This window comes from Desulfocurvus vexinensis DSM 17965 (assembly GCF_000519125.1).
Taxonomy (GTDB): domain Bacteria; phylum Desulfobacterota; class Desulfovibrionia; order Desulfovibrionales; family Desulfovibrionaceae; genus Desulfocurvus; species Desulfocurvus vexinensis.
This window is the reverse complement of sequence record NZ_JAEX01000005.1, coordinates 83,092-105,100: the sequence shown is the minus strand read 5'-3', so window position 1 is coordinate 105,100 and position 22,009 is coordinate 83,092. Positions and strand designations below refer to the sequence as shown.

Sequence of the window (22,009 nt, the reverse complement as noted above, 5' to 3'; positions counted from 1 at the left end):
GGCTGGTGCGTTATTCGTCGTCGCCGTCGTCGGACAACGAGGCCACGAGGCTCGAATCCACGACCTTGGTCACGTTGGACAGGGCCACGGTGCGCCCGTCGGACAGGCCGAGCATGACCGTGCCGTTCTCCTGGTAGACCGAGGTGACCAGGCCCGAGACCTGGGCGCTGGCATAGAAGCTCTCGCCGTCCTCGGTTTCGGCCAGGAAGGCGATGGCGTACTGGCCGTCGGCGGCCTCGTCGCCGTCGGAGTCCTTGCCGTCCCAGACGAAGGTGTGGTCGCCGCTGGTCTGGGCGCCGAGGTCCACGCTGGCAACGATGTTGCCCGTCGTGTCGAAGACGTAGGCGTAGGTGCTGGCCGAGTCGGCGCCCAGGGTGTAGGTCACGGTGCTGATGGAATCGCCGCTTTTGCTCATGGACGAGCCCGCAGCCTCGACCTCCTTGCCGATGTAGCTCGCGGCGCTCAGGGAAATCTGGCTGGTGAGCAGCTCGGTCAGCGAATCGAGCTGGGTGTTCATCTCCTGGAGCGACTCCAGGCTGGAGAACTGCGCAAGCTGGGCGACCATCTCCGTGTCGTCCAGGGGGTCCAGCGGGTCCTGCCACTGGAGCTGGGCGATGAGCAGTTCGAGGAAGGCGTCCTTGCCCAGCTCGCTGGACGCCGTGGTGTCGGTGAGCGTGGAGTCGTAGGTCGAGTTCAGATACGAGGTGACGTCAACGTACATGGCGGCTGGCCTCCCTTGCGGGATGGTCTGCCGGACGGTGGCCCCCCATGGGCCGCCTGGTTCCGGCGGACGGTTGTTGCGAGCAGGCCGTGCCGGTCGGAAGGTTCGGGCCGGGGCGGAGGTGGCCCTCCGCCCGGCGTTCAAGGCTGTTGCGTGCGTTCGCTGGCCGCTGCGGGGCGTCTCCCTACACCCCGGCGAGGTCCGCTCCGCCAGGCACCAGGCCCCTGGCGAAATTCTTGAGCCCCTCGGGCGGCGGCTGGCGGCGGTCCTTGAGCAGCAGGTAGAGTTCCACCACCAGCCGGCGGCACAGCGGGCACTCCACCAGATGCTCCTCCACGGCGTCCTTGGCGGCGCCGCGCACGGTGCCGTCCAGGTAGCCGCCCAGTTCAAGCGTTCCCGGACACCGCTCCCCGAAGGCCTCCCCGCTCTTGTTCAGCAGCGCGGTTTCCCTCCGCCCCAGGGCGCTTTCGAAATCTCCCCAGATTACTTGTCCGGCCATTGTCGTCTCCCCAACCTGGTCCCTACGAGGCCCGGGCCTGCTCGTAATGCTCGCGCAGCCTGGCCAGGGCCTGGTGCTTGATGGATCGTACCGTCTGGGCCTTCACGCCCAGGGCCTCCGCCGCCATGGACACGTCGTAGTCCTTGTAAAAGAGCAGGCGCAGGATGGTCGTCTGCCGCTCGGTGAGCACGCCCTCGGGCAGGTCCAGCGAGTCGTCGGGCTCGAAGGCCTCCACCCGCGCGTCGCGGTCGAAATCGTCCAGCGGGATGGAGTTGAAGAACCCGTAGCGCAGGTAGTCCAGCGCCGTGCTCCTGGCGATGATGGTCAGGTAGGTCGCCATGGAGCAGCGCGTGGGGTCGTAGCGCCGCAGCAGGTTGAAGTCCTTCTTCACCAGCCGCACGAAGACGTTCTGCGCCACCTCCTGGATGTCATCCTGGCTCGCCCTGAACACCTTGGCCTGGATCACCTTGCGCACTGCCGCATGGACGACCCCGGCATACTTCTCAACAAAATCTCTCCAGGTCTGGTTGTTTCCGCAGATGCAGGAATCCACATCGACGAAAGTGCTGCATGAACCGCGCATCGTGACTCCAGTCGAGCTGCATTCGGTTTGACTCCCCTCAAGATCCGAACTCGCCTTCCAGGCTGGCTTTCGCCCGGCCCGCTCGCATTGTGATTCGTTATACGAGCGGCATCCGTGCGTTCATCCATGGCGCCTGGAATTTTTTTATGACTGGAATCTATTCAGACACCTTAACCGAAACAATGCGCAGTCGGCTCATTACCGTTCAGCACGGTCAAGAATACCTTCGCAATGTCAGCGCACGTTATCTTTTATAAAGAGGCAAAATGTTCCTTAATATTTCTTTACGCGCAGCAAAGCCCCGTCGTGTTCCCAAACTCCCCGACATGGGCTAGGAATCAGACCGGAGGAACCAGACGGCATGGACGACAAGCTGATTCTCGTGGTGGACGACGACGAGGAACTGTGCGGACTTCTGGCGGAATACCTGGGGCCGGAGGGGTTCGTGGTCCGCGCCGTGCACGACGGGGCCACGGGGCTCACCGAGGCCCTGTCGGGCCGCTACGCCCTGGCGATTCTCGACGTGATGCTGCCCGGGGCCAACGGCTTCGAGGTGCTGCACCGCATCCGCGAGGCCTCGCCCCTGCCGGTGATCATGCTCACCGCGCGCGGCGACGACGTGGACCGCATCGTGGGCCTGGAGATCGGCGCCGACGACTACCTGGCCAAGCCCTTTTTGCCGCGCGAGCTGGTGGCGCGCATGCGTGCGGTGCTGCGCCGGGCCCGGGCCGACGCCCCGGCCCCGGCCCAGGCCGCGCCCCTGACCCTGGGCGACGTGACCCTGGTGCCCGACAGCCGCGCCCTGCGCGTGCGCGGCGCCCAGGTCCACCTGACCGACGCCGAGTTCTCCATCCTGCACGCCCTGCTGGCCGGGGCCGGGCGCGTGGTCCCGCGCGAGGAGCTGTGCCGCGTGGCCCTGGGCCGCGAGGCGGCGCCCGAGGACCGCAGCCTGGCCGTGCATGTCTCCAACCTGCGCCGCAAGCTCTCCGAGGCCGGGGCCCACCCGGTGATCAAGGCCGTGCGCGGCGAGGGCTACATCTTCTGCCGCCCCGAGCACGCCGACAACGGCCAGGGGCTCCCCGCGTGAGGCGGCTCTCCAACTCGCTCTTCGGCAAGATATTCCTGTGGTTCTGCCTGGCCCTGGCCGCGGGCACCCTGGGCAACGTGCTGCTCATGGACCTGCTGGACACGCGCCACATCCGGGTTCCCGACCATCCCGAGGCGCGGGGGATGTTCGCCCTGCAAGGCCAGCTGCTGCTGGACGCCTACATCCACGAGGGCGAGGCGGGCCTGCGCCGCTGCGTGGACATCGCCCCGGGCCTGCGCTTTTCCCTGCGCCTGTTCGACGCCCAGGGCCGCGAGCTGACCGGCTTCGGGCCGCACCCGGAGATCGGCGAGGAGTTTTTCGATGCCATGCGGGCCGCCCTGGCCGCCCCGCCCAGCCCGGGAGACCACGCCGAAGGCTCCCTGCCGCCGTTCTTCCTGGCCTCGCGGACCCTGGCCGACGGCAGCCCGCTCTACCTGGCCCTGGAGTTCCCGCGCCTGCCCCCGCCGCCCAGCCTGCTGGGCTCGTGGATGTTCTGGAAGCGGCTGGTGCCCATGCTCGTGGCGGGCGGGGTGCTGGCGCTGCTGCTGGCCCGGCACCTGAGCGGCCCGGTGCGCCGCCTGCGCGAGGCCACGCGCCGCGTGGCCGGGGGCGACCTGACCCACCGCATCGGCACCAGCAGCGACCGGGGCTACGAGGAGATCAACGCCCTGTCCGAGGATTTCGACCGCATGGCCGAGCGCGTGGAGCATCTGGTGCTCTCGCAGCGGCGGCTGCTGCGCGACATCTCCCACGAGCTGCGCTCGCCGCTGACGCGCCTCAACGTGGCCCTGGAGCTGGCGCGCAAGCGCGCGGGGCACACGGCCCGGGCCGAGCTGGATCGCATCGAGCTCGACGCCGCCCGCCTGGACGAGCTCATCGGCCAGATGCTGACCTACACCCGCCTGGACCACATGCAGGAATGCCGCGACACCACCCGCGTCAACCTGGGCGCACTGCTCATGAGCGTGGTCCGCGACACGGACCTGGAGTCGCAGTACAAGGGCGTGTCCGTGCAGGTGAACACCGGCGCCCCGGCCATGATCGACGCCGTGCCCGAGCTGGTGCGCCGGGCCATGGAGAACGTGATCCGCAACGCCATCCGCTTCACCCCCGCCGGGAAGACCGTGCAGGTCACCCAGAGCGTGGAGCCGGGCGAACTGGGGCCCCAGGCGCGGGTCACCGTCCTCGACATGGGCCCCGGCGTGCCCGACGAAGCCCTGGACAAACTCTTTTTGCCCTTCTACCGCGTGGACGACACCCGCGGGCACAAATCCGGCGGCTCGGGCATCGGCCTGGCCATCGCCCAGCGCGCCGTGCTGCTCCACGGCGGCACCATCACCGCCAGCAACACCGTCCACGGCGGCCTGCGCGTGGACATCACCCTGCCCCTGGCGGGGTAGGCGGCGCGCAGGGGCGCGCGGCCATGAAACGCCACAACGCGGCAAGGCCAAAGCCTTGCCGCGTTGTGGCGTGCAGGGTGACGATGCGTCCATCAGGGCCGCCGTGGACCTCCTGGAGCCCAAGGAAGCACACGAGGCCTGAACGTGGGACTCCCCCCACGCAAGGAACCCTCCCCGGGGCATTCCGCGCAGGAAGTGTTCCTTAATGATTCCAGCAGCATATGCTGATAATTTGGTGCGCCCGGCAGGAATCGAACCTGCGGCCTACAGCTTAGGAGGCTATCGCTCTATCCGACTGAGCTACGAGCGCACGGGCCGGCCCTGCGGGCCGGAGGGGCAATATTCCTAGCCAAGGCCGGGCGAAAATGCAACCGTTATTCCCCCGCCGCCGCCGCCCGCCGCCGCTCCCCGCCTGCCCGGCGCCAGGGGCGCAGGGGCGCGGTGTCGGGGGCGCGAAAAGCTGTGCCAATATTGGCACAAGCGGTTTACACCCGGCCAGGATGCATTATAGTTCTGGCCATGGCGGCGCACAGCCCAAACCTGCGCCGCCCCATGGAGGATACGGATGCTGCACAAGAAGGCACAGGCCGCCCTGCTGACGGCCCTGCTCACCCTGGCCTGGACCATCCCCGCCCTGGCCGCTGCGGGTCTGCCCGAGTTCACCGACCTCGCCCGGCGCACCGGCGACGCCGTGGTCAACATCAGCACGGTGAAGACCGTGGCCCAGTCCCAGCAGATGCGCGAGTTCTTCAAGTTCCACCAGCGCGGGACGCCCTTCGACGATTTCTTCAACCAGTTCGAGCAGTTCTTCAACCAGAACCCCAACCAGCAGCCCCGCAAGGAGCGCTCCCTGGGCTCGGGGTTCATCATCTCCAAGGACGGCTACATCGTCACCAACAACCATGTGATCCAGAACGCCGACCAGGTGCAGATCAAGCTGCGCGGCAGCAAGGATTTCATCGAGGCCGAGATCGTCGGGCGCGACCCCGAAACGGACCTCGCCCTGCTCAAGATCGCCCCGCCCAACGGCACCCTGCCCACCCTGCCCTTCGGCGACTCCGACAAGGCCGAGGTCGGCCAGTGGGTCATCGCCATCGGCAACCCCTTCGGGCTGGACCACTCGGTCACGGCGGGCATCATCAGCGCCAAGGGCCGCATCATCGGCTCCGGCGCCTTCGATGACTTCATCCAGACCGACGCCTCCATCAACCCCGGCAACTCCGGCGGCCCGCTGCTCAACATGGACGGCGAGGTCGTGGGCATCAACACCGCCATCATCGCCTCGGGCCAGGGCATCGGCTTCGCCATCCCCAGCAACATGGCCCGGCGGATCATCGACCAGCTCAAGACCGAGCAGGCCGTGCACCGCGGCTGGCTGGGCATCACCTACCAGCCCGTGGACGAGCAGACCGCCAAGGCCCTGGGCCTGGCCCCCGCGCGCGGGGCGCTGGTCAACGAGGTCATCGCCGACCAGCCCGCCGCCAAGGCCGGCATCAAGCCCGGCGACGTGATCCTCAAGGTGGACAACACCGACATCGCCGAGGCTGGCGACCTGGTGCGCGCCGTGGCCTCCCTGCCCCCGGGGCGGACCATCACCCTGGGCCTGTGGCGCGACGGCAAGCAGCGCAGCGTCAAGGTCACCCTGGGTGAGCGCAGCGAGCAGCTCCAGGCCCGCCAGGGCGGCGACGCCCCCGGCGCCCCCAAGGGCTCCAAGGCCCTGCTGGGCATGACCGTGCGCGCCGTGACCGCCCAGGAGGCCGAGGCCCTGGGCGTGACCCCGGGCAAGGGCCTGCTGGTGCTGGAGGTGGACAACGGCTCCCCGGCCCAGGAAAGCGAAGTCCGCCCCGGCGACGTGATCCTGCAGGCCAACCAGAAGGACGTGGCCTCCGTGGCCGACCTGGAGAAGATCCACACGGGCGACGCCAGCGACAAGGGTGCCCTGCTGCTGCTCATCCAGCGCCAGGGCCGCACGGTGTTCCGCACCATCACCCTACCCGGGCAGTAGGCCCGGCGCAGCACCCGCCGCAGACACCACGGGGGGCCCACAGGCCCCCCGTTTTTTTCGCCCCCGCCCTTGCCTCGGGGGCCGTTTTCGGCCACCCTGCCGCCCATGAGCGCCCCCGACACCGTGACCCTGGCCGCAGGCTGCAAGGTCAACCTGCACCTGCGCCTGACCGGGCGGCTGGACAACGGCTACCACAGCCTGGAATCGCTGTTCGTGCCCCTGGCCGCGCCCACCGACACCCTGACCCTGACCTTCGGGCCCCAGGGCGGGCCCTTTGCCCTGACATGCAGCGACCCGGCCCTGGAGGGCAAGGCCAACACCGTGGCCCGGGCCTGGCGGGCCTTTTGCGCCGCCACGGGCCTGGCCCCGGCCCTGGCCGTGCGCCTGGACAAGGGCGTGCCCACGGGTGCGGGCCTGGGCGGCGGCAGCGCCGACGCGGCCCTGGTGCTGCGCGAGCTCAACGCCCGGGCCGGGGCGCGGGCGCTGGCCCCGGCGGCCCTGGCGCGCCTGGGGGCGTCCATCGGCGCGGACGTGCCCTTCTTCCTGGGCCGGGGCCCGGCCTGGGCCGAGGGCATCGGCGACGCCCTGGCCCCCGTGGAGCTTGCCCTGGCCGGGCTGGCCCTGGTAGTGTTGTGCCCGCCCGAGCAGGTGGGCACCGCGTGGGCCTACGCCGCGTGGGACGCCGCCCACCCCGGCGGCGCCGACCCCCACTGTTCCTTGACATGGACCAAGGAGCGGTTTAAAAGCTCCCCTTGCTCTTTGCCCCCGCTGTACAACAGCTTCGAGGAAGTCGTTTTTCCCGCCCACCCCAACCTGCGGCGATACAAGGAAAAACTGCTCCTCGACGGCGCATGCGGGGCGGTGATGAGCGGAAGCGGGGCCAGTGTGCTCGGACTGTTCCGCGACGCCCTCCAGGCGGAAAACTGCGCACGCGGGTTCCGGGAGGCCTCGGTTCGCGCGTTCGTGCATTGTTTCTAGCGCTGGGGTGTCGCCAAGTTGGTAAGGCAACGGGTTTTGGTCCCGTCATCCGTGGGTTCGAGTCCTACCGCCCCAGCCACGTCATCTTTTCGAGGAAGTGCCAATGGCCATCGGCGAACTGAAGATCATGACCGGCTCCGCCAACCCCGGGTTGGCCAAGGAAATCTGCAACCACCTGGGCTGCGAGCTGACCCAATGCCTCACCGACACGTTCAGTGACGGCGAGATCCGCGTGGAGATCGGCTCCAACGTCCGCGGGGCGGACGTGTTCGTGGTCCAGCCCACCTGCGCGCCGGTGAACTTCCACCTCATGGAGCTGTGCATCCTGCTCGACGCCCTCAAGCGCGCCAGCGTGGGCCGCGTCACCGCCGTGGTGCCCTACTACGGCTACGCCCGGCAGGACCGCAAGGTCGCCCCGCGCGCGCCCATCAGCGCCAAGCTCGTGGCCGACTTCCTCACCGTGGCGGGCATCGACCGCCTGGTGACGGTGGACCTGCACGCGGGCCAGATCCAGGGCTTCTTCAACCTGCCGGTGGACAACATCTACGCCGCCCCCGTGCTGCTCGAGCACCTGCGCAAGACCAACGACGACATCGTCATGGTCTCGCCCGACGCGGGCGGCGTGGAGCGCGCCCGCGCCTATGCCAAGCGCCTGGGCGCCAGCCTGGCCATCATCGACAAGCGCCGCGACGCGCCCAACCAGGCCCGGGCCATGAACGTCATCGGCGACGTGAAGGGCAAGGCTGCCATCGTGCTGGATGACATGATCGACACCGCCGGGACCATCACCGCCGCCGCCGACGTGCTCATGGAGAGCGGCGCCAAGGACGTGATGGCCTGCGCCACCCACGCCGTGCTCTCCGGCCCGGCCACCGAGCGGCTGCAGAAGTCCCACTACTCCCAGGTCATCGTCACCAACTCCATCCCGGTGGGCAACAAGGCCGAGAAATGCCCCAAGCTGCAGGTGCTTTCCCTGGCCAGCCTGCTGGGCAAGGCCATCCACAACATCCACACGGAATCCTCCGTGAGCGTACTTTTCGTTTAAACACACCTGCACCGTCCCTCGGGCCGCATCGGCGCCCGGGCAAGAACGGGGCCCAAGGAGAAACCCGACCATGTCCGACCAGATCACCCTCACCGTCCAGAAGCGCGAAGTGACCGGCAAGGGCGCCATGCGCGAACTGCACCGCAAGGGCCTCGTTCCCGGCGTCTACTACGCCAAGGGCGAGAACGTGCTCATCCAGGTGGAGCCCCTGCCGCTGAACAAGGCCTACGCCAAGGCCGGCAGCTCCCAGCTCGTGTACCTGAACATCGAGGGCGGCGAGACCCGCCCGGCCCTGATCAAGGAGCTGGTGCGCCACCCCTTCAAGACCGAGATCACCCACGTGGACTTCTTCGGCGTTGACCTGAAGAAGGCCGTGCGCGTGCGCGTGCCCATCGAGACCGTGGGCAAGCCCAAGGGCGCGGTGATGGGCGGCAAGCTGGCCGTGTTCCGCGACGGCCTGGACGTCGAATGCCTGCCCACCGACATCCCGGACAAGATCACCCTGGACGTGTCGGACCTGGACGTGGGCGACAGCATCCACATCACGGACATCGCCATGCCCCAGGGCGTCCAGGCGCTGTACGACGAGAACTTCGCCGTGGTGGGCCTGGTGGCCCCGACCGCCGAAGCCGAAGAGGGCGAGGGCGCCGGCGAAGCCGCCGAGTAGCGCCCCCGGCTCCCACGCAGACTGCACACCGGGCCCCGGGGAGCGTTCCCCGGGGCCTTTGTGCGCTGCCGCCTGCGGCGCCTTGCGCCACGGGCCCCACTTCAGGTAGGCTCACCCGGGCGCCCTCCGGCGGCCCGCTCCTGCACCCCGACCCCGGACACCCGAACCCGCATGACACACTACAGCGCCCTCGTCGCCGGGCTGGGCAACCCCGGGCCCGAGTACGAGCTGACCCGCCACAATTTCGGATTCCTGGCCATCGACGCCCTGGTGGACGAGGCCGGGGGCGAGGCCCGCTGCCCCGCCGTGCAACTGCGCGGCGACTGCGTGACCCGCGAATGCCGCCTGGTGCGAAGCGCCGCCCCCCTGCTGCTGGCCAAGCCGCAGACCTACATGAACCTCTCGGGCCTGGCCGTGGGCAAGCTGGCCGCGCGCTTCGCCCTGGCCCCCGGCGAGGTCATCGTGGTCCACGACGACCTGGACCTGCCCCTGGGGCGCATGAAGTTCAAGAAGGGCGGCAGCGACGCGGGCCACAACGGCATCAAATCCATCGCCGAGCATCTGGGCACGCCGGATTTCCTGCGCCTGCGCCTGGGCATCGGGCGGCCCGAGGGCCGGGGCGGCGCGCGCGACTACGTGCTCGACCCCTTCGAGCGCGACGAGCTGGAGCTGGTGGCCCAGGTGGCCCGGGCGGCGGTCAAGGGCCTGACCCTGTATCTGCGCCGGGGCTTCACCCCTGCCGTGCAGTACCTGAACGCCTTCGACGCCCGCCCCGGTGAAAAGGCCGATGAAACCTAGACTAATTCTTGGACCTGGGCTATGCTGTTCCTCTGTGTGTGCAATTTCTCAAGGTGTGTGGTAGTGTGCCGACCCATTTTGCAATAGGCGACCTCGTAGTCTACCCCGCCCAGGGCGTGGGCAAGGTCGAACGCATAGAAATCCAGGAAATCGGCGGAGTCAGCGCCGAGTTCTACATCGTCCGCATCCTGTCCAACAACGTGACGCTGATGGTTCCGGTGCTCAACGCCCTGAACGTCGGGCTGCGGCCCGTGTGCTCGCGCAAGAAGGCCCAGTCCATCATCAAGACCCTCCAGGACCGGGCGGACTTCACCGGCTACTCCGGGCAGAACTGGAACCGCCGCTACCGCGAATATTCCGAAAAACTCAAGAGCCAGGACCTGGCCGACGTGGCCTACGTGCTCAAGGAACTGCTGCTCATCGGCAAGGACAAGGAACTGTCCTTCGGCGAACATCGCCTGCTTGAGCAGGCCATGGGGCTGATGACCCTGGAGCTGGCCCATGCCCTGGGCCGCGACCAGGATACCGTGCGCGCCGACGTCGAGGCGATTTTCGCCGACGTGATCCGGACCAGGGAAGAACAGTAGAAGGCCCCTAGAAAGCCCTTGCAAACGCCTTTTTCCTGCGGTAGTAGTCGGCAACCGTTTGCATGGTTTCTTGCGGGTCCGTTCCAAAACAGCAACCCGCTTCGACAACACCCCTAAGTCCGCATATTCGCCCATTGCAGCGAAGTCGATAGAACGGCCACGGTCGTAGTACGCTCGTGTTGCATCCCTGGCGGGCAACACGCCTGCGGTGCCCAGTACCCGCAACCAATCCAAGGCTCTTTCTTTTTGCATCCCAGCTCACCCTCCCGGGCGACGGCCCGGGGCCGGGCGTGCGCCCTGCCGGAGCCGGGCCGCATCCAAGCAATCCTCAAATGTCCAGGCACAGGACCAGGAACAGCGCTTCTGCGGAGAGACACATGAATCAAGCCGAACTCAAAATGAAGTCCATGGCCGAGCTGATGGAGCTGGCCCAGGAATTCAAGATCGAGAACCCCAGCAGCCTGCGCAAGCAGGAACTGATCTTCGCCATCCTCAAGGCCTGCGCCTCGCAAAACGGCAATATCTACGGCGAAGGGGTCCTGGAAATCCTGCCCGACGGGTTCGGCTTCCTGCGCTCCCCCATGTACAGCTACATGCCCGGGCCCGACGACATCTACGTCTCGCCCTCGCAGATCCGCCGCTTCGGGCTGCGCAAGGGCGACATGATCACCGGCCAGATCCGCCCGCCCAAGGAAGGCGAACGCTACTTCGCCCTGCTACGCGTCAGCGAAATCGGCATGGAAAAGCCCGAAGCCACCAAGCGCCTGGTCCTCTTCGACAACCTGACCCCCATCTACCCCAACGAACGCTTCCGCCTGGAAAACGGCGAACAGAACTACTCCTCGCGCATCATCGACCTGCTGGTGCCCATCGGCAAAGGCCAACGCTGCCTGATCGTCGCCCCGCCCCGCACCGGCAAGACCATGCTCCTGCAAAACATCGCCAACTCCATCAACGCCAACCATCCCGACGCCTACCTCATCGTGCTGCTCATCGACGAGCGGCCCGAGGAAGTCACCGACATGGAGCGCACGGTCAAGGCCGAGGTGGTCTCCTCCACCTTCGACGAGCCGCCCGCGCGCCACGTGCAGGTGGCCGAGATGGTCTCCGAGAAGGCCAAGCGCCTGGTGGAGCGCAAGAAGGACGTGGTCATCCTGCTCGACTCCATCACCCGCCTGGGCCGCGCCTACAACGCCGTGACGCCCTCGTCGGGCCGCGTGCTCTCCGGCGGCCTGGACGCCAACGCCCTGCAGCGCCCCAAGCGCTTCTTCGGCGCCGCGCGCAACATCGAGGAAGGCGGCAGCCTGTCCATCATCGCCACCGCCCTGGTGGACACCGGCTCGCGCATGGACGAGGTCATCTTCGAGGAGTTCAAGGGCACGGGCAACAGCGAGATCCAGCTCGACCGCCACCTGTCCGAGAAGCGCGTCTTCCCGGCCATCGACATCAACCGCTCGGGCACCCGCAAGGAAGAGCTGCTCCTGGAACCCGATGTGCTGAACCGCGTCTGGATCCTGCGCAAGCTGCTCTCGCCCATGAACACCATCGACAGCATGGACTTTCTGCTCTCCAAGATGAAGGGCACCAAGAACAACAAGATTTTCCTGGACATGATGAACAAGTAGCGCGCAGCGCGGCGCGCCCGGCAGCCCGGGCGCGCTGGCCGGTCCGGATGCGCTTGCGGGCGCCCCGGCCCGCGCCGCAAGGGCGAAAAGCCGACCCCCCGGGGTCGGCTTTTTCGTGTCCGGCGCCGCCGCCAGCGCCGGGGCCCGCGCGCCACACCGCGCCGCGCGCCCGGCCCCTGCGGCCCGCAGCCCGCGAAAAAGCCGCCGCCCTTCCGGGCGGCGGCCTCCTTTCGCGGCCCAGGCGGCGCGCCAACGCCTAGCGCACGATCTGGGTGCCGATGCCTTCGCGGGTGAACAGCTCCAGGATCAGCGAGTTCTCGATGCGCCCGTCGATGATCTGGGCCTTTTCCACGCCCGCGTCCACGGCCTCCAGGCAGCATTTGAGCTTGGGGATCATGCCGCCCTGGGCCGTGCCGTCCTCGATGGCCCGCACGGCCTCGCGGGCGCTCATGGTCGAGATCAGCTCGCCGGATTTGTCCAGCACCCCGGCCACGTCGGTGAGCAGGATCAGCCTGCGCGCGCCCAGGGCCCCGGCCACGGCGGCGGCCACGGAGTCGGCGTTGATGTTGTAGGTGCGCCCCTCGTCGTCCACGCCCACGGGCGCGATGACCGGGATGAAGCCCTCGCGCTCCAGGGTGCGGATCAGCGCCGGGTTGATCTCCACCACCTCGCCCACCTGCCCGATGTCGATGATCTCCGGGGCCATGGCCGGGTCCTCGGGGGTCACGGCGATCTCCAGCCTGCGGCAGCGGATGGTCCGCCCGTCCTTGCCGGACAGGCCCACGGCCCGCCCGCCGTTCTGGTTGACCAGGTTCACGATCTGCTTGTTCACCGTGCCCGCCAGGACCATTTCCACCACGTCCATGGTCGCCTCGTCGGTGACGCGCAAGCCCTCGCGGAAGGTGCAGCGGATGCCCAGCTTTTCCAGCATCTGCCCGATCTGCGGCCCGCCGCCGTGGACGATGACCGGGTTCACGCCGATGTAGCGCAACAGGATCACGCACTTGGCGAAGGCGTTCTTCAGCTCCTCGTCCTTCATGGCGTGGCCGCCGTACTTGATGACGATGGTCTCCCCGTAGAACTCGCGCAGGTACGGCAAAGACTCCAGAAGCAGCTTGGCGACCTTGCTTTCGCGTCTCAGATCTTTCACGGCGGGCTCCCTTGGCGCTGCCGGGTTGGTTGTCTGTTGCAAAAATTCCCTTCCCGGGCCGTCCAACGTTAAAGAATATAGCGCGACAAATCGCGGTTGGCCGTCACGTCCGCCAGGTGGGCGCGCACGTAGTCACGGTCCACCACCACCGTGGCCCCGCCCTTGTCCGGCGCCTCGAAGGACAGGTCCGAGAGCACCTTCTCCATGATGGTGTACAGCCGCCGGGCGCCGATGTTCTCTGTCTCCTCGTTGACCTGCTGGGCGAACCCGGCCACCTCGTCCAGGGCGTCGGGGGTGAAGCGTAGGGTCACGCCCTCGGTGGCCAGAAGCGCCGTGTACTGCACGGTCAGCGCGTTGTGCGGCTCGGTGAGGATGCGCAAAAACTGCGCCTTGTCCAGCGGCGAAAGCTCCACGCGCAGCGGGAAGCGCCCCTGGAGCTCGGGGATCAGGTCCGACGGCTTGGTCAGATGGAAGGCTCCGGCGGCGATGAACAGGATGTGGTCGGTGCGCACCATGCCGTACTTGGTGTTGACCACGCTGCCCTCGACGATGGGCAAGAGGTCGCGCTGCACGCCCTCGCGCGAAACCTCGGCCCCGCCCTTGCCCTGGCTGGCCGTGCCGGTGCAGATCTTGTCGATCTCGTCCAGGAACACGATGCCGCTCTGCTCCACCCGCTCGCGCGCGGCCTCGGTGACCTTGTCCATGTCCACCAGCTTGGCGGCCTCCTGCTCCACGAGCAGGTCGTAGGCCTCGGGCACGGACACCCGGCGCGTCTTCTTCTGCCCGGGGAACAGGCGGCCCATCATGTCGCGCACCTGCATCTCCATGTCCTCCATGCCGGGCATGGCCATGATGCCCACGGGCCCGCCGCCCTGCACGGTGACTTCCATCTCCACCTGGCGCTCGTTGAGCGCGCCCTCGCGCCAGAGCTTGCGCAGCTTCTCGCGGGTGGCGTCGGGGGCGCTCTCCTGGGGCGCGGCCCCGCCCGCCCCGGCCATGAAGCCCAGGCCCGGCTCGGGCGCCTTGCGCGGGTAGAGCAGGTCGAGCAGGCGCTCCTCGGCGTTCCTGCGGGCCTGCACATGGACGCGCTCGGTCTCCTCGGCGCGGACCATGCCCACGCCGATCTCCATCAGGTCGCGGATCATGGATTCCACGTCGCGGCCCACGTAGCCGACCTCGGTGAACTTGGAGGCCTCGACCTTGAAGAACGGCGAACCCGAAAGCCTGGCCAGGCGGCGGGCGATCTCGGTCTTGCCCACGCCGGTGGGGCCGATCATGATGATGTTCTTGGGCGCGATCTCGTCGCGCAGCTCGGGCGGCACCTGCTGGCGGCGCCAGCGGTTGCGCATGGCGATGGCCACCATGCGCTTGGCGTCCTGCTGGCCGATGATGAACTTGTCCAGTTCGGAGACGATCTCGCGGGGCGTGAACTGCTGCACGGGGGGCTCCCGGCGGCGCGGCGCGGCGGCCCTGGGGCGGGCCGCACCGGGCGGCCTGCTTATTTCTCGATTTTTTCCAGGGTGACGTGCTCGTTGGTGTAGACGCACATCTCGGCGGCGATGGCCATGGCCTTGCGGGCCACCTCCTCGGCGGACAGGGCCGTCTCGCGGCGCAGGGCACGGGCCGCAGCCAGAGCGAAGGGCCCGCCCGAGCCGATGCCCACCAGCCCGTCGTCGGGCTCGATGACGTCGCCCGTGCCCGAGAGGATCAGCACGGTCTGCGCGTCGGCCACCACGAGCATGGCCTCCAGGCGGCGCAGGTACTTGTCCATGCGCCACTCCTTGGCCAGCTCCACGCTGGCGCGGGTGATATTGCCGCCGAACTGCTCCAGCTTGGCCTCGAAGCGCTCGAAGAGGGTGAAGGCGTCGGCGGTGGCCCCGGCGAACCCGGCCAGGATGCGGTCCTTGTACAGGCGGCGCACCTTGCGCGCCGTGTGCTTGAGGGCGATGTTCTGGCCGAAGGTGACCTGGCCGTCGCCGGCCATGGCCACGCCGTGGTCGTCCTTCACGGCCAGGATGGTGGTTCCGCGCAGTTCCATGGAACTCCTCGTGGGGGTTGGGGAAAAACGGCCCGGTGCGCCCTAGCGCCCGGGGCCGGCGAGGTGCTCGCGGGCGGCCAGGGCCCACGCCCCGGCGGCGCCGGGGGAGAATATAACCATGCGCGCCCGCTTGACCAGCCCCCCGCGCAGCCCGCGCTCCAGCTCGGCCACGGCGATGGCCGCCGCGCGCGGCACCGGAAAGCCGTACACCCCGCAGGACACGGCGGGAAAATCCACCCAGCCCACGCCATAGGCCCGGGCCGCGAGCAGGCAGTTGCGGTAGGCCCGGGCCAGCAGGCCGTCCTCGCCGTGGCCGCCGCCGCGCCACACGGGCCCCACGGTGTGGATGACCCGCGCGGCAGGCAGCCCGAACCCCGGGGTGACCATGGCCTCGCCCGTGGGCAGCGGGCCGTTGGCCGCGACCCAGGCCCGCCCGGCCAGCAGCAGCCCGGGCCCGGCGGCGCGGTGCAAGGCGCCGTCCACCCCGCCGCCGCCAGCCAGCTGCGCATTGGCGGCGTTGACCACGGCCCCGGCTGGCGAGGCCGCCAGATCGCCCACGCACACGGCCAGCTCCCCGGGGCCAACGCACGCGGTCAGCACGGTGTCCATGGCCGCCCTCAGCCGCGCTTCCAGAACTCTTCGCGCGACTTGTAGACCTCTTCGAGCTTTTCGAGCTCCTTCTTCTGCGCGTCGGTCTTGGCCAGGGCCTGGGCCTTCTTGCGGTTGAATTCGGCCTGCTTGCGGTCCAGCCCGTAGATGGCCGCATAGGCCAGGTGCAGATGCCCGGAGAAGGGGTCGCCCGCGCCGCCCAGGGTCCGCCCAAGGTGGAAGTGGACCTCGGAGTCCTCGGGCAGGGCCTCCAGGATGCGCCGGAAGTAACCCACGGCGCGCTCGGTCTGGCCCGCGTCGGCCTGCAGGCGGCCCAGGTAGAACAGGGCCATGAGGTCCTGGGGGTTCAGGATGCTGGCCTTGGTCAGGTAGCGGGCGGCCTTGGCCGCGTCGCCGCTGCGGTAGTGGAAGGCCCCGGCCTCGCGCAGCACCAGCGCGTCTTCGGGGGAGACGGCCAGGGCCTCGTCGAAGGCCGCCGCCGCCTCGGCCACGCGGTTGCGCCGCGAGTGGACGATGCCCCGGCCCATGGCCAACAGGCCCGGGTCGCCCTGGCCCTGGGCGAAGGCCCCCAGGGCGGCTTCGGGGTCGGCGTGGCGGGCGCGCACCAGGGTCTTGATGCGGGTGAAGCGCGCGTCCTGCTGGGGCCGGTCGCGCACCTCGGGCTCCAGGCGGTTCACGCGGTCCTGCAGGTAGCCGATGCGCTCGGCCACGTCGGGGTGGGTGGACAGGTACTGCGGCACGGAGCTGCCCGCCAGGTACTGCTTGCGGCGGATCTTCTCGAAGGAGCCGATCATGCCGTCGGGGCGGAAACCCGAGGCCACCAGGAAGTTCATGCCCACCTGGTCGGCCTCGCGCTCGTCGATGCGGCTGTAGTTGAGCATGGCCGTGGGCCCGGCGGCCATGGAGCCGATCATCAGCGCCTCGCTGGCCTCGCCCATGTTCGAGCCGCCCCCGGCGGTGCCCAGGAACATGCCCGCCAGCATTCCGGCGAGCATGCCGAGCTGGACGTTTTGCATCTGCTCGATGCGCTTGGCCACATGGCGCTGGGAAACGTGGGCCAGCTCGTGGGCCAGCACGCCCGCCAGCTCGGACTCGTGCTCCAGCTCGGTGATCAGCCCGGTGAACACGTAGACGTAGCCGCCGGGCGTGGCGAAGGCGTTGAGGGCCGAGTTGCGGATGACCGTGGTGTTGGGCGGAAAGGGCTGGGGCGGCAACTGCTCGTAGATGCGCTCCACCAGGGAGCGCACGTAGGACACGATCTCGGGGTCGTCCACCACCGGGTAGTGGGCGCGGATCATGGTGTGGTACTTCTTGCCCAGCTCGCGCTCGTCCTCGATGCTGAAGGAGCCGAACAGGGCCGCCCGGGCCGGGGCAGGCGCCAGCAGGCAGCCCAGGCCCACGGCCAGGGCCAGCAGCGCCGCCAGGGCCCGGCGCGTCAGGGAACAATCCGCCATCAGGGGCATGGTGCCTTCCGGTCGCGGGCCCGGGGCCCGGCTGCGGGAAACGCTGCGCCTAGCCGACGAGGACCACTTCCTCGCGCCCGTCGCGCTCGTCCAGGAACACGTCCACATGCTCGCCGCGCCGGGTTTCCACGCGCGCGCCCACGTAGTCGCCGTGGATGGGCAGCTCGCGGTGGCCCCGGTCCACCAGCACGAGCAGCTCCACGCGCTCGGGCCGCCCGAAGTCGAGCACCGCCTCCAGGGCCGCGCGGATGGTGCGCCCGGTGAAGAGCACGTCGTCCACCAGCACGATGCGCGTGTCGTCGATGTCGAAGAAAATCTCGGTCTTGTTGATCTGGGGCTGCACGTCCAGGGTCGTCCAGTCGTCGCGGTAGAGGTTGATGTCCAGAAGGCCCAGGGGGATGTCGCGCCCGAGCTTGGCGTCCAGGGCGGCCTTGAGGCGCCGGGCGAGGTCCACCCCGCGCCGCTGGATGCCCAGGATCACGAGGTTCTCGCAGTCCGCATGGCGCTCGATGATCTCGGTGGCGAGGCGGTCCATGGTCCGCCCGATCTCCGTGGCGTTCATCACGACCCTGGTCTTGCTCATATGCGTGTCTCCTGGTGGAATGCGGCGCAAGGCGCCGGGTGCAACATCCCTGGACGATACGGAATCTCTGCGGGCATTGCAACACGGGCCCGCAACCGGGCAGCCGTGTTATTTGATATATCTATCGAATAGGATTATTTCTATCTATATATCTTGACAACCCGGGCCCGGGCCCTTACATCTGCCCACTGGCCCGGCAACGGCCCCGCCCTGCGCCGGTCTGCCTCGACCACTCTGCCCATCCATCTGGAGGACCCATGTTTGAACTGACCGACAAGGCCCGCGAGGAGCTGCTGTCCTATTTCAGCGACAAGAGCATCTCCCCCATCCGGGTCTACCTCGCCCCGGGCGGCTGAGCTGGCCCGCGCCTGTCATTGGCTCTGGATGAGCCAAAAGAAACCGACTCCGTGTTCGACTTCGACGGCGGCATCACCTTCGTCATCGACAAGTCGCTGCTGGAAAGCGCCGCGCCCGTGAAGGTCGATGTGACCTACACCGGCTTCACCGTGGACTCCAGCCTGCAGCTGGGCGGCGGCGGCTGCGGCTCCTCGGGCTCCTGCTCCAGCGGCAGTTGCAGCTGCTAGGCGCCCCCGGCCAAGCACCAGCCATCAAGGCGGCCCCCCGGGGCCGCCTTTTTCGTTGCCGCCCTATGCCCGGCGGCCCAATCGATGATTCCTATCAATAGCATTGACAATCGCCGAACCCTGGTTAGTTTGAAGCCTCAACACCAACCCCGGGTTCCCACCCAGGAGGCATCCATGCTCGAACTGACCGACGCGGCCCGCACCGAACTCGTCAACTATTTCAAGGACAAAACTCCCGAGGCCGTGCGCGTGTTCCTGGCGCCGGGCGGGTGCTCCGGCCCGCGCCTCTCCCTGGCGCTGGACGAAAAACGTGACGACGACGCGAGCTTCGACTTCGAAGGCGGCATCACCTTCGTCATGAACAAGGCGCTGCTGGAGGAGGCCAAGCCCGTGAAGGTGGACGTGACCTACACCGGCTTCACCGTGGACTCCAGCCTGCAACTGGGCGGCGGCTGCGGCTGCTCCTCGGCGTCCTCGTGCGGCTCCGCCGGTTCGGGCGGCTGCGGCTGCGGCTGAGCCGCGCCCCTCGCGCACGCAACAAAGGGCGGCCCCGCAAGGGGTCGCCCTTTGTGTTGGCGCACCGAAAGGCTACTGCGGGTCGTCCAGGGGCGGGGCGGCGAGCATGGCCGCCCACAGGGCCACCAGGTCTTCGCGGTTGTCGCGGATCCAGGCCTCGCCCTCGTCCTGGCGCATGCGGGCCATGCTCTCCAGGAATTCCCGCCCCGAGGCACCGTCCAGCCCCGGCAGGGCGTCCACACCCAGCAGGTCCAGGGCCTCGGCCAGGGTCATGGGGTCGGGGGCAGGGGCAGGGCCGGTGGCTTTGGGGGTGTCGTCGCTCATGGGGCCCTTCTACCCGAAAGTCCGGCGGTCCACCAGGGGGGGCGCACCGGGTTCGATGGCCTGCCCGGGCCCGGCGATCTCCAGCTCCGGGCGCAGCTTGATGACGTCCTGGAAGGCCCGGACCAGGGCCTCGCGGTCCACCTCGGCGCGCATGTCCAGGCGCAGGGCCAGCCGGTCGCGCCCGCCGGGGTTGGTGACCACCACCTGCCACGCGGCCACCGCCGGGAAGCCCGCCAGCACCCCGGCCACCTGGGCCGGGTACACGAACTGGCCCTTGACCTTGGCCGTATCGTCCACGCGGCCCAGGATGCCCGTCAGCCGGGGCGAGGTGCGCCCGCAGGCGCACGGCTCGGCCACCAGCCGCGACAGATCGCCCGTGGCCAGGCGCACCAGGGGGTAGGCGTCGGTGAACGGCGTGACCACCACCTCGCCGACCTCGCCGGGGGGCAGGGGCTGGTGGGTCTGCGGGTCGCAGATTTCCACATGGCAGCGGCTGGCGACGTGCATCCCGCCCAGGGCCGGGCATTCGTAGGCCACGCAGCCCAGTTCCGCCGTGCCGTAGCCCTGGCGCACGAGCATCCCGAAATCGGCCTCCAGGCCCTGGCGCAGGCTCTCGGGCAGCCGCTCGGCGGCCACGAAGGCCACCTGGAGCTTGAAATCGCGCCGCAGGTCGAGGCCCTGGGCCACGGCCTTGTCGGCAATGACGCGCAGGTAGCTGGCCATGCCCACGAACCCGGTGACGGGCAGCGTGGTCAGCAGCTCGATCTGCTTGTCGGTGTTGCCCGGCCCGGCGGGGATCACGGCGCAGCCGATGGCGCGCAGGGGCTGTTCGAGCATCAGCCCCGCCGGGGTCAGGTGGTAGGAGAAGGTCATCTGCACCACGTCGCGGCGGCGGAATCCGGCGGCGTGGAAGCCCTCGGTCCAGCCCCAGTAGTCCGGGCCGGAGCCTTCGGGGTCCAGGATGGGCCCGGGCGACTGGTAGATGCGCGCCAGATCGCCCAGCTCGCAGGCCAGCAGCCCGCCCAGGCGCGGCCCCCGGCTTTGCAGGGCCACGAGGTCCTTCTTGCGCAGCACGGGAATGCGCGCCCAGTCGTCCAGCGCGCCGATGTCCGACAGGGTCAGCCCCGCGCCGTCCATGCGCTCGCGCAGCTCGGCGCTGTGCTCCCAGGCCGTTTCCAGCAGCCGCTCCAGCCGCCCCCAGACATGGGCGACGCGCTCCTGCGCGCCCAGGGTCTCCAGCGCGCTCCAGTGGCCGTTCATCCGCTCGGACAACAAGGTCATGGGCCCTCCTCCAGGCATAGCGTGCGTCACCGTTCCCGGCCCCGCGCCCGGCGCGGGCCCCCACCAGCCCCTAGCACGGGGCCGCCAAAAAATCCAAGATATTCGCGACGGCACGGGCAAGGCGCAGGCCCCGCCCACACGCACCCGCCCAAAAGGACCACCATCGCCCCGCGCGCTCCCTTCCCCTCTCCCAGGACGCGCACGACGCGCAGGGCCGGGGGCGGAGGCGTGTTCCCTGCGCCGCACAACCCCTCGGCACCCTGACGCCGCCCCGTGGAAAAAGGTCATAGCGGCCTGCTACGCCCGCTGCCCTCCGGCCCACACGCGCCGCCCCGCGCAGGCCCCGCAAAGCGGCAAACTCCACGCCGACACGAACACTTCTGCGCCCAGCCCCGCCCGCAAACACCCGCCCCAAGGCCCCAGCGCCGCCCCGCGCAATCCCCCTCCCCCGCGAAAACCCGCCCAAAGGGACCAGCACCGCCCCAAGCACTCCCCTTCCCCTCCCCTCCCCCAGGACGCGCACGACGCGCAGGGCCGGGGGCGGAGATTTTTTCGCGCGGCAAGGAAGGGGGCCGCAGGGGGGCGGAGGCGTATTCCCATACGCCGCACAACCCCCTCGGCGCCCTGACGCCGCCCCGCGGAAAAAGATCCGCCCCCCGCCCTGTGCTAGCCGAGCCAGCGTTTGCGTCGGCGGTAATGCTTGACGTCGCGGTAGCTGCGCTTCTGCCCGGCGTGGCCCATGCCCAGGTAGAATTCCTGCACGTCGGGGTTGTTCAGCAGTTCGGCGGCGCTGCCTTCCATGACGATGCGCCCGGTCTCCATGATGTAGCCCCGGTCGGCGATGCCCAGGGCGGCGCGGGCGTTCTGCTCCACCAGCAGCACGGTCACGCCCTCGACCTCGTTGACCCGGCGCACGATGGTGAAAATTTCCTCCACCAGCAGCGGCGCCAGGCCCAGGGAGGGCTCGTCGAGCAGCAACAGGCGCGGGCTGGCCATGAGCGCGCGGCCGATGGCCAGCATCTGCTGCTCGCCGCCGGACATGAAGCCCGCCAGCTGCCTGCGCCGCTCGGCCAGCCGCGGGAAGTAGCCGTAAACGCGCTCCAGGCCGGCGGCGTACTCCTTGCGCGGGCGGGTGAAGGCCCCGCAGCGCAGGTTCTCCTCCACGGTCAGGTCCTCGAACACGCGCCGCCCTTCCATGACCTGGAAGATGCCCGCGCGGACCATGCGCTCGGGGACCCATTTGTGCACGGGCTGGCCGTCGTAGACCACGGCCCCGGCGGTGATTTCGCCGTCCTCGCCCGCCAGAAGGCCCGAGATGGCCTTGAGGGTGGTGGACTTGCCCGCGCCGTTGGCGCCCAGCAGGGCCGTGATGCGCCCCTGCTCCACGCCCAGGGACAGGCCCTTGAGCACCAGCACCACGTCGTTGTAGACGACCTCGACGTTCTCGACCTTCAGGAGTTCCACGC

23 protein-coding genes and 2 tRNA genes are annotated in these 22,009 nt (G+C 69.0%); 12 read left to right on the top strand and 13 right to left on the bottom strand.

All coding sequences use genetic code 11. The features are described from left to right. Window positions 1–10: 10 nt before the first annotated feature. The 3 genes from G495_RS17890 to G495_RS0105935 form a co-directional block, all read right to left on the bottom strand. Window positions 11–721, bottom strand: coding sequence for a flagellar hook assembly protein FlgD (locus G495_RS17890; RefSeq protein ID WP_035251144.1), 711 nt, complete (start codon window positions 719–721; stop codon window positions 11–13). Window positions 722–905: 184 nt separating this feature from the next. Then, a complete protein-coding gene (locus G495_RS0105940) occupies window positions 906–1,220 on the bottom strand; it encodes a zf-HC2 domain-containing protein (RefSeq protein WP_028587049.1) in 315 nt (104 codons plus the stop codon). Between the two features lie 22 nt (window positions 1,221–1,242). Continuing rightward, a complete protein-coding gene (locus tag G495_RS0105935) occupies window positions 1,243–1,803 on the bottom strand; it encodes an RNA polymerase sigma factor (RefSeq protein WP_028587048.1) in 561 nt (186 codons plus the stop codon). 361 nt (window positions 1,804–2,164) lie between these two features. Here G495_RS0105935 and G495_RS0105930 point away from each other — a divergent pair, with 361 nt between their 5' ends. Together G495_RS0105930 and G495_RS20255 are read left to right on the top strand one after the other, a co-directional pair. Continuing rightward, on the top strand, window positions 2,165–2,890 hold the full coding sequence (locus tag G495_RS0105930) for a response regulator transcription factor (RefSeq protein WP_028587047.1): 726 nt from the start codon (window positions 2,165–2,167) through the stop codon (window positions 2,888–2,890). Then, the gene (locus G495_RS20255) at window positions 2,887–4,290 is read left to right on the top strand and encodes an ATP-binding protein (RefSeq protein WP_051445114.1); all 1,404 of its coding nucleotides are present in this window, start codon (window positions 2,887–2,889) and stop codon (window positions 4,288–4,290) included. The genes G495_RS0105930 and G495_RS20255 overlap by 4 nt, the downstream gene beginning before the upstream one ends. Window positions 4,291–4,523: 233 nt before the next feature. Here G495_RS20255 and G495_RS0105920 read toward each other — a convergent pair. Then, window positions 4,524–4,600 (bottom strand) — tRNA-Arg (locus tag G495_RS0105920). A 255-nt stretch (window positions 4,601–4,855) separates the two neighbouring features. On the opposite strand from G495_RS0105920, the gene G495_RS0105915 reads away from it, so the two are divergent. From G495_RS0105915 to rho, 8 genes are all read left to right on the top strand, one after another. Further along, a complete protein-coding gene (locus G495_RS0105915; protein ID WP_028587046.1) occupies window positions 4,856–6,295 on the top strand; it encodes a Do family serine endopeptidase in 1,440 nt (479 codons plus the stop codon). Window positions 6,296–6,400: 105 nt separating this feature from the next. Beyond that, window positions 6,401–7,273 (top strand): 4-(cytidine 5'-diphospho)-2-C-methyl-D-erythritol kinase, encoded by an 873-nt coding sequence (locus tag G495_RS0105910; protein ID WP_028587045.1) that lies wholly within the window; start codon window positions 6,401–6,403, stop codon window positions 7,271–7,273. A 3-nt stretch (window positions 7,274–7,276) separates the two neighbouring features. Next, window positions 7,277–7,352: transfer RNA gene (locus tag G495_RS0105905), tRNA-Gln, on the top strand. A gap of 24 nt (window positions 7,353–7,376) precedes the next feature. Next, window positions 7,377–8,318 (top strand): ribose-phosphate diphosphokinase, encoded by a 942-nt coding sequence (locus G495_RS0105900; protein WP_028587044.1) that lies wholly within the window; start codon window positions 7,377–7,379, stop codon window positions 8,316–8,318. A gap of 70 nt (window positions 8,319–8,388) precedes the next feature. Continuing rightward, window positions 8,389–8,985, top strand: a complete 597-nt coding sequence (locus tag G495_RS0105895; RefSeq protein ID WP_028587043.1) for a 50S ribosomal protein L25 — start codon at window positions 8,389–8,391, stop codon at window positions 8,983–8,985. 171 nt (window positions 8,986–9,156) lie between these two features. Then, a complete protein-coding gene (gene pth / locus G495_RS0105890; RefSeq protein WP_028587042.1) occupies window positions 9,157–9,783 on the top strand; it encodes an aminoacyl-tRNA hydrolase in 627 nt (208 codons plus the stop codon). Window positions 9,784–9,848: 65 nt separating this feature from the next. Next, window positions 9,849–10,370, top strand: a complete 522-nt coding sequence (locus G495_RS0105885) for a CarD family transcriptional regulator (RefSeq protein ID WP_028587041.1) — start codon at window positions 9,849–9,851, stop codon at window positions 10,368–10,370. A 377-nt stretch (window positions 10,371–10,747) separates the two neighbouring features. Continuing rightward, window positions 10,748–11,995, top strand: coding sequence for a transcription termination factor Rho (gene rho / locus G495_RS0105880; RefSeq protein WP_028587040.1), 1,248 nt, complete (start codon window positions 10,748–10,750; stop codon window positions 11,993–11,995). A gap of 256 nt (window positions 11,996–12,251) precedes the next feature. Here rho and argB read toward each other — a convergent pair whose 3' ends face one another. The 6 genes from argB to pyrR form a co-directional block, all read right to left on the bottom strand. Next, the gene (gene argB / locus G495_RS0105875) at window positions 12,252–13,145 is read right to left on the bottom strand and encodes an acetylglutamate kinase (protein WP_245588379.1); all 894 of its coding nucleotides are present in this window, start codon (window positions 13,143–13,145) and stop codon (window positions 12,252–12,254) included. 68 nt (window positions 13,146–13,213) lie between these two features. Then, entirely contained in the window at window positions 13,214–14,584 is a 1,371-nt protein-coding gene (hslU, locus tag G495_RS0105870) for an ATP-dependent protease ATPase subunit HslU (RefSeq protein ID WP_028587038.1), read from the bottom strand. Window positions 14,585–14,643: 59 nt separating this feature from the next. Next, entirely contained in the window at window positions 14,644–15,183 is a 540-nt protein-coding gene (gene hslV, locus G495_RS21635; RefSeq protein ID WP_028587037.1) for an ATP-dependent protease subunit HslV, read from the bottom strand. 42 nt (window positions 15,184–15,225) lie between these two features. Next, entirely contained in the window at window positions 15,226–15,792 is a 567-nt protein-coding gene (locus G495_RS17880; RefSeq protein ID WP_035251141.1) for a macro domain-containing protein, read from the bottom strand. Window positions 15,793–15,800: 8 nt separating this feature from the next. Next, window positions 15,801–17,246: a M48 family metallopeptidase gene (locus G495_RS0105855; protein WP_035251210.1), complete on the bottom strand. Its 1,446-nt coding sequence runs from the start codon at window positions 17,244–17,246 to the stop codon at window positions 15,801–15,803. A 58-nt stretch (window positions 17,247–17,304) separates the two neighbouring features. Further along, window positions 17,305–17,838 carry a bifunctional pyr operon transcriptional regulator/uracil phosphoribosyltransferase PyrR gene (gene pyrR / locus G495_RS0105850; protein ID WP_028587035.1) on the bottom strand — a complete coding sequence of 178 codons (534 nt, stop codon included), beginning with the start codon at window positions 17,836–17,838 and terminating at the stop codon, window positions 17,305–17,307. A 257-nt stretch (window positions 17,839–18,095) separates the two neighbouring features. On the opposite strand from pyrR, the gene G495_RS17875 reads away from it, so the two are divergent. Then, window positions 18,096–18,422, top strand: coding sequence for an IscA/HesB family protein (locus tag G495_RS17875; RefSeq protein WP_084457924.1), 327 nt, complete (start codon window positions 18,096–18,098; stop codon window positions 18,420–18,422). Window positions 18,423–18,596: 174 nt separating this feature from the next. After that, on the top strand, window positions 18,597–18,938 hold the full coding sequence (locus tag G495_RS0105840; protein ID WP_028587034.1) for an IscA/HesB family protein: 342 nt from the start codon (window positions 18,597–18,599) through the stop codon (window positions 18,936–18,938). Window positions 18,939–19,010: 72 nt separating this feature from the next. On the opposite strand, the gene G495_RS0105835 is transcribed toward G495_RS0105840, so the two are convergent. The 3 genes from G495_RS0105835 to G495_RS0105825 all read right to left on the bottom strand — a co-directional run bounded on the left by G495_RS0105835 (window position 19,011) and on the right by G495_RS0105825 (window position 22,007). Further along, window positions 19,011–19,262, bottom strand: coding sequence for a hypothetical protein (locus tag G495_RS0105835; RefSeq protein WP_028587033.1), 252 nt, complete (start codon window positions 19,260–19,262; stop codon window positions 19,011–19,013). Between the two features lie 9 nt (window positions 19,263–19,271). After that, window positions 19,272–20,543 carry a phenylacetate--CoA ligase family protein gene (locus G495_RS0105830; protein WP_028587032.1) on the bottom strand — a complete coding sequence of 424 codons (1,272 nt, stop codon included), beginning with the start codon at window positions 20,541–20,543 and terminating at the stop codon, window positions 19,272–19,274. Window positions 20,544–21,209: 666 nt separating this feature from the next. Then, the gene (locus G495_RS0105825) at window positions 21,210–22,007 is read right to left on the bottom strand and encodes an ABC transporter ATP-binding protein (RefSeq protein ID WP_028587031.1); all 798 of its coding nucleotides are present in this window, start codon (window positions 22,005–22,007) and stop codon (window positions 21,210–21,212) included. Window positions 22,008–22,009: the final 2 nt, after the last annotated feature.

Bases quoted from the DNA above. Each gene is read 5' to 3' on its own strand.
- G495_RS17890 (WP_035251144.1), bottom strand. From the start codon at position 721: ATGTACGTTGACGTCACCTCGTATCTGAACTCGACCTACGACTCCACG.
- G495_RS0105940 (WP_028587049.1), bottom strand. From the start codon at position 1,220: ATGGCCGGACAAGTAATCTGGGGAGATTTCGAAAGCGCCCTGGGGCGG.
- G495_RS0105935 (WP_028587048.1), bottom strand. From the start codon at position 1,803: ATGCGCGGTTCATGCAGCACTTTCGTCGATGTGGATTCCTGCATCTGC.
- G495_RS0105930 (WP_028587047.1), top strand. From the start codon at position 2,165: ATGGACGACAAGCTGATTCTCGTGGTGGACGACGACGAGGAACTGTGC.
- G495_RS0105915 (WP_028587046.1), top strand. From the start codon at position 4,856: ATGCTGCACAAGAAGGCACAGGCCGCCCTGCTGACGGCCCTGCTCACC.
- G495_RS0105910 (WP_028587045.1), top strand. From the start codon at position 6,401: ATGAGCGCCCCCGACACCGTGACCCTGGCCGCAGGCTGCAAGGTCAAC.
- G495_RS0105900 (WP_028587044.1), top strand. From the start codon at position 7,377: ATGGCCATCGGCGAACTGAAGATCATGACCGGCTCCGCCAACCCCGGG.
- G495_RS0105895 (WP_028587043.1), top strand. From the start codon at position 8,389: ATGTCCGACCAGATCACCCTCACCGTCCAGAAGCGCGAAGTGACCGGC.
- pth (WP_028587042.1), top strand. From the start codon at position 9,157: ATGACACACTACAGCGCCCTCGTCGCCGGGCTGGGCAACCCCGGGCCC.
- rho (WP_028587040.1), top strand. From the start codon at position 10,748: ATGAATCAAGCCGAACTCAAAATGAAGTCCATGGCCGAGCTGATGGAG.
- hslV (WP_028587037.1), bottom strand. From the start codon at position 15,183: ATGGAACTGCGCGGAACCACCATCCTGGCCGTGAAGGACGACCACGGC.
- G495_RS17880 (WP_035251141.1), bottom strand. From the start codon at position 15,792: ATGGACACCGTGCTGACCGCGTGCGTTGGCCCCGGGGAGCTGGCCGTG.
- G495_RS0105855 (WP_035251210.1), bottom strand. From the start codon at position 17,246: ATGGCGGATTGTTCCCTGACGCGCCGGGCCCTGGCGGCGCTGCTGGCC.
- pyrR (WP_028587035.1), bottom strand. From the start codon at position 17,838: ATGAGCAAGACCAGGGTCGTGATGAACGCCACGGAGATCGGGCGGACC.
- G495_RS0105840 (WP_028587034.1), top strand. From the start codon at position 18,597: ATGCTCGAACTGACCGACGCGGCCCGCACCGAACTCGTCAACTATTTC.
- G495_RS0105835 (WP_028587033.1), bottom strand. From the start codon at position 19,262: ATGAGCGACGACACCCCCAAAGCCACCGGCCCTGCCCCTGCCCCCGAC.
- G495_RS0105830 (WP_028587032.1), bottom strand. From the start codon at position 20,543: ATGACCTTGTTGTCCGAGCGGATGAACGGCCACTGGAGCGCGCTGGAG.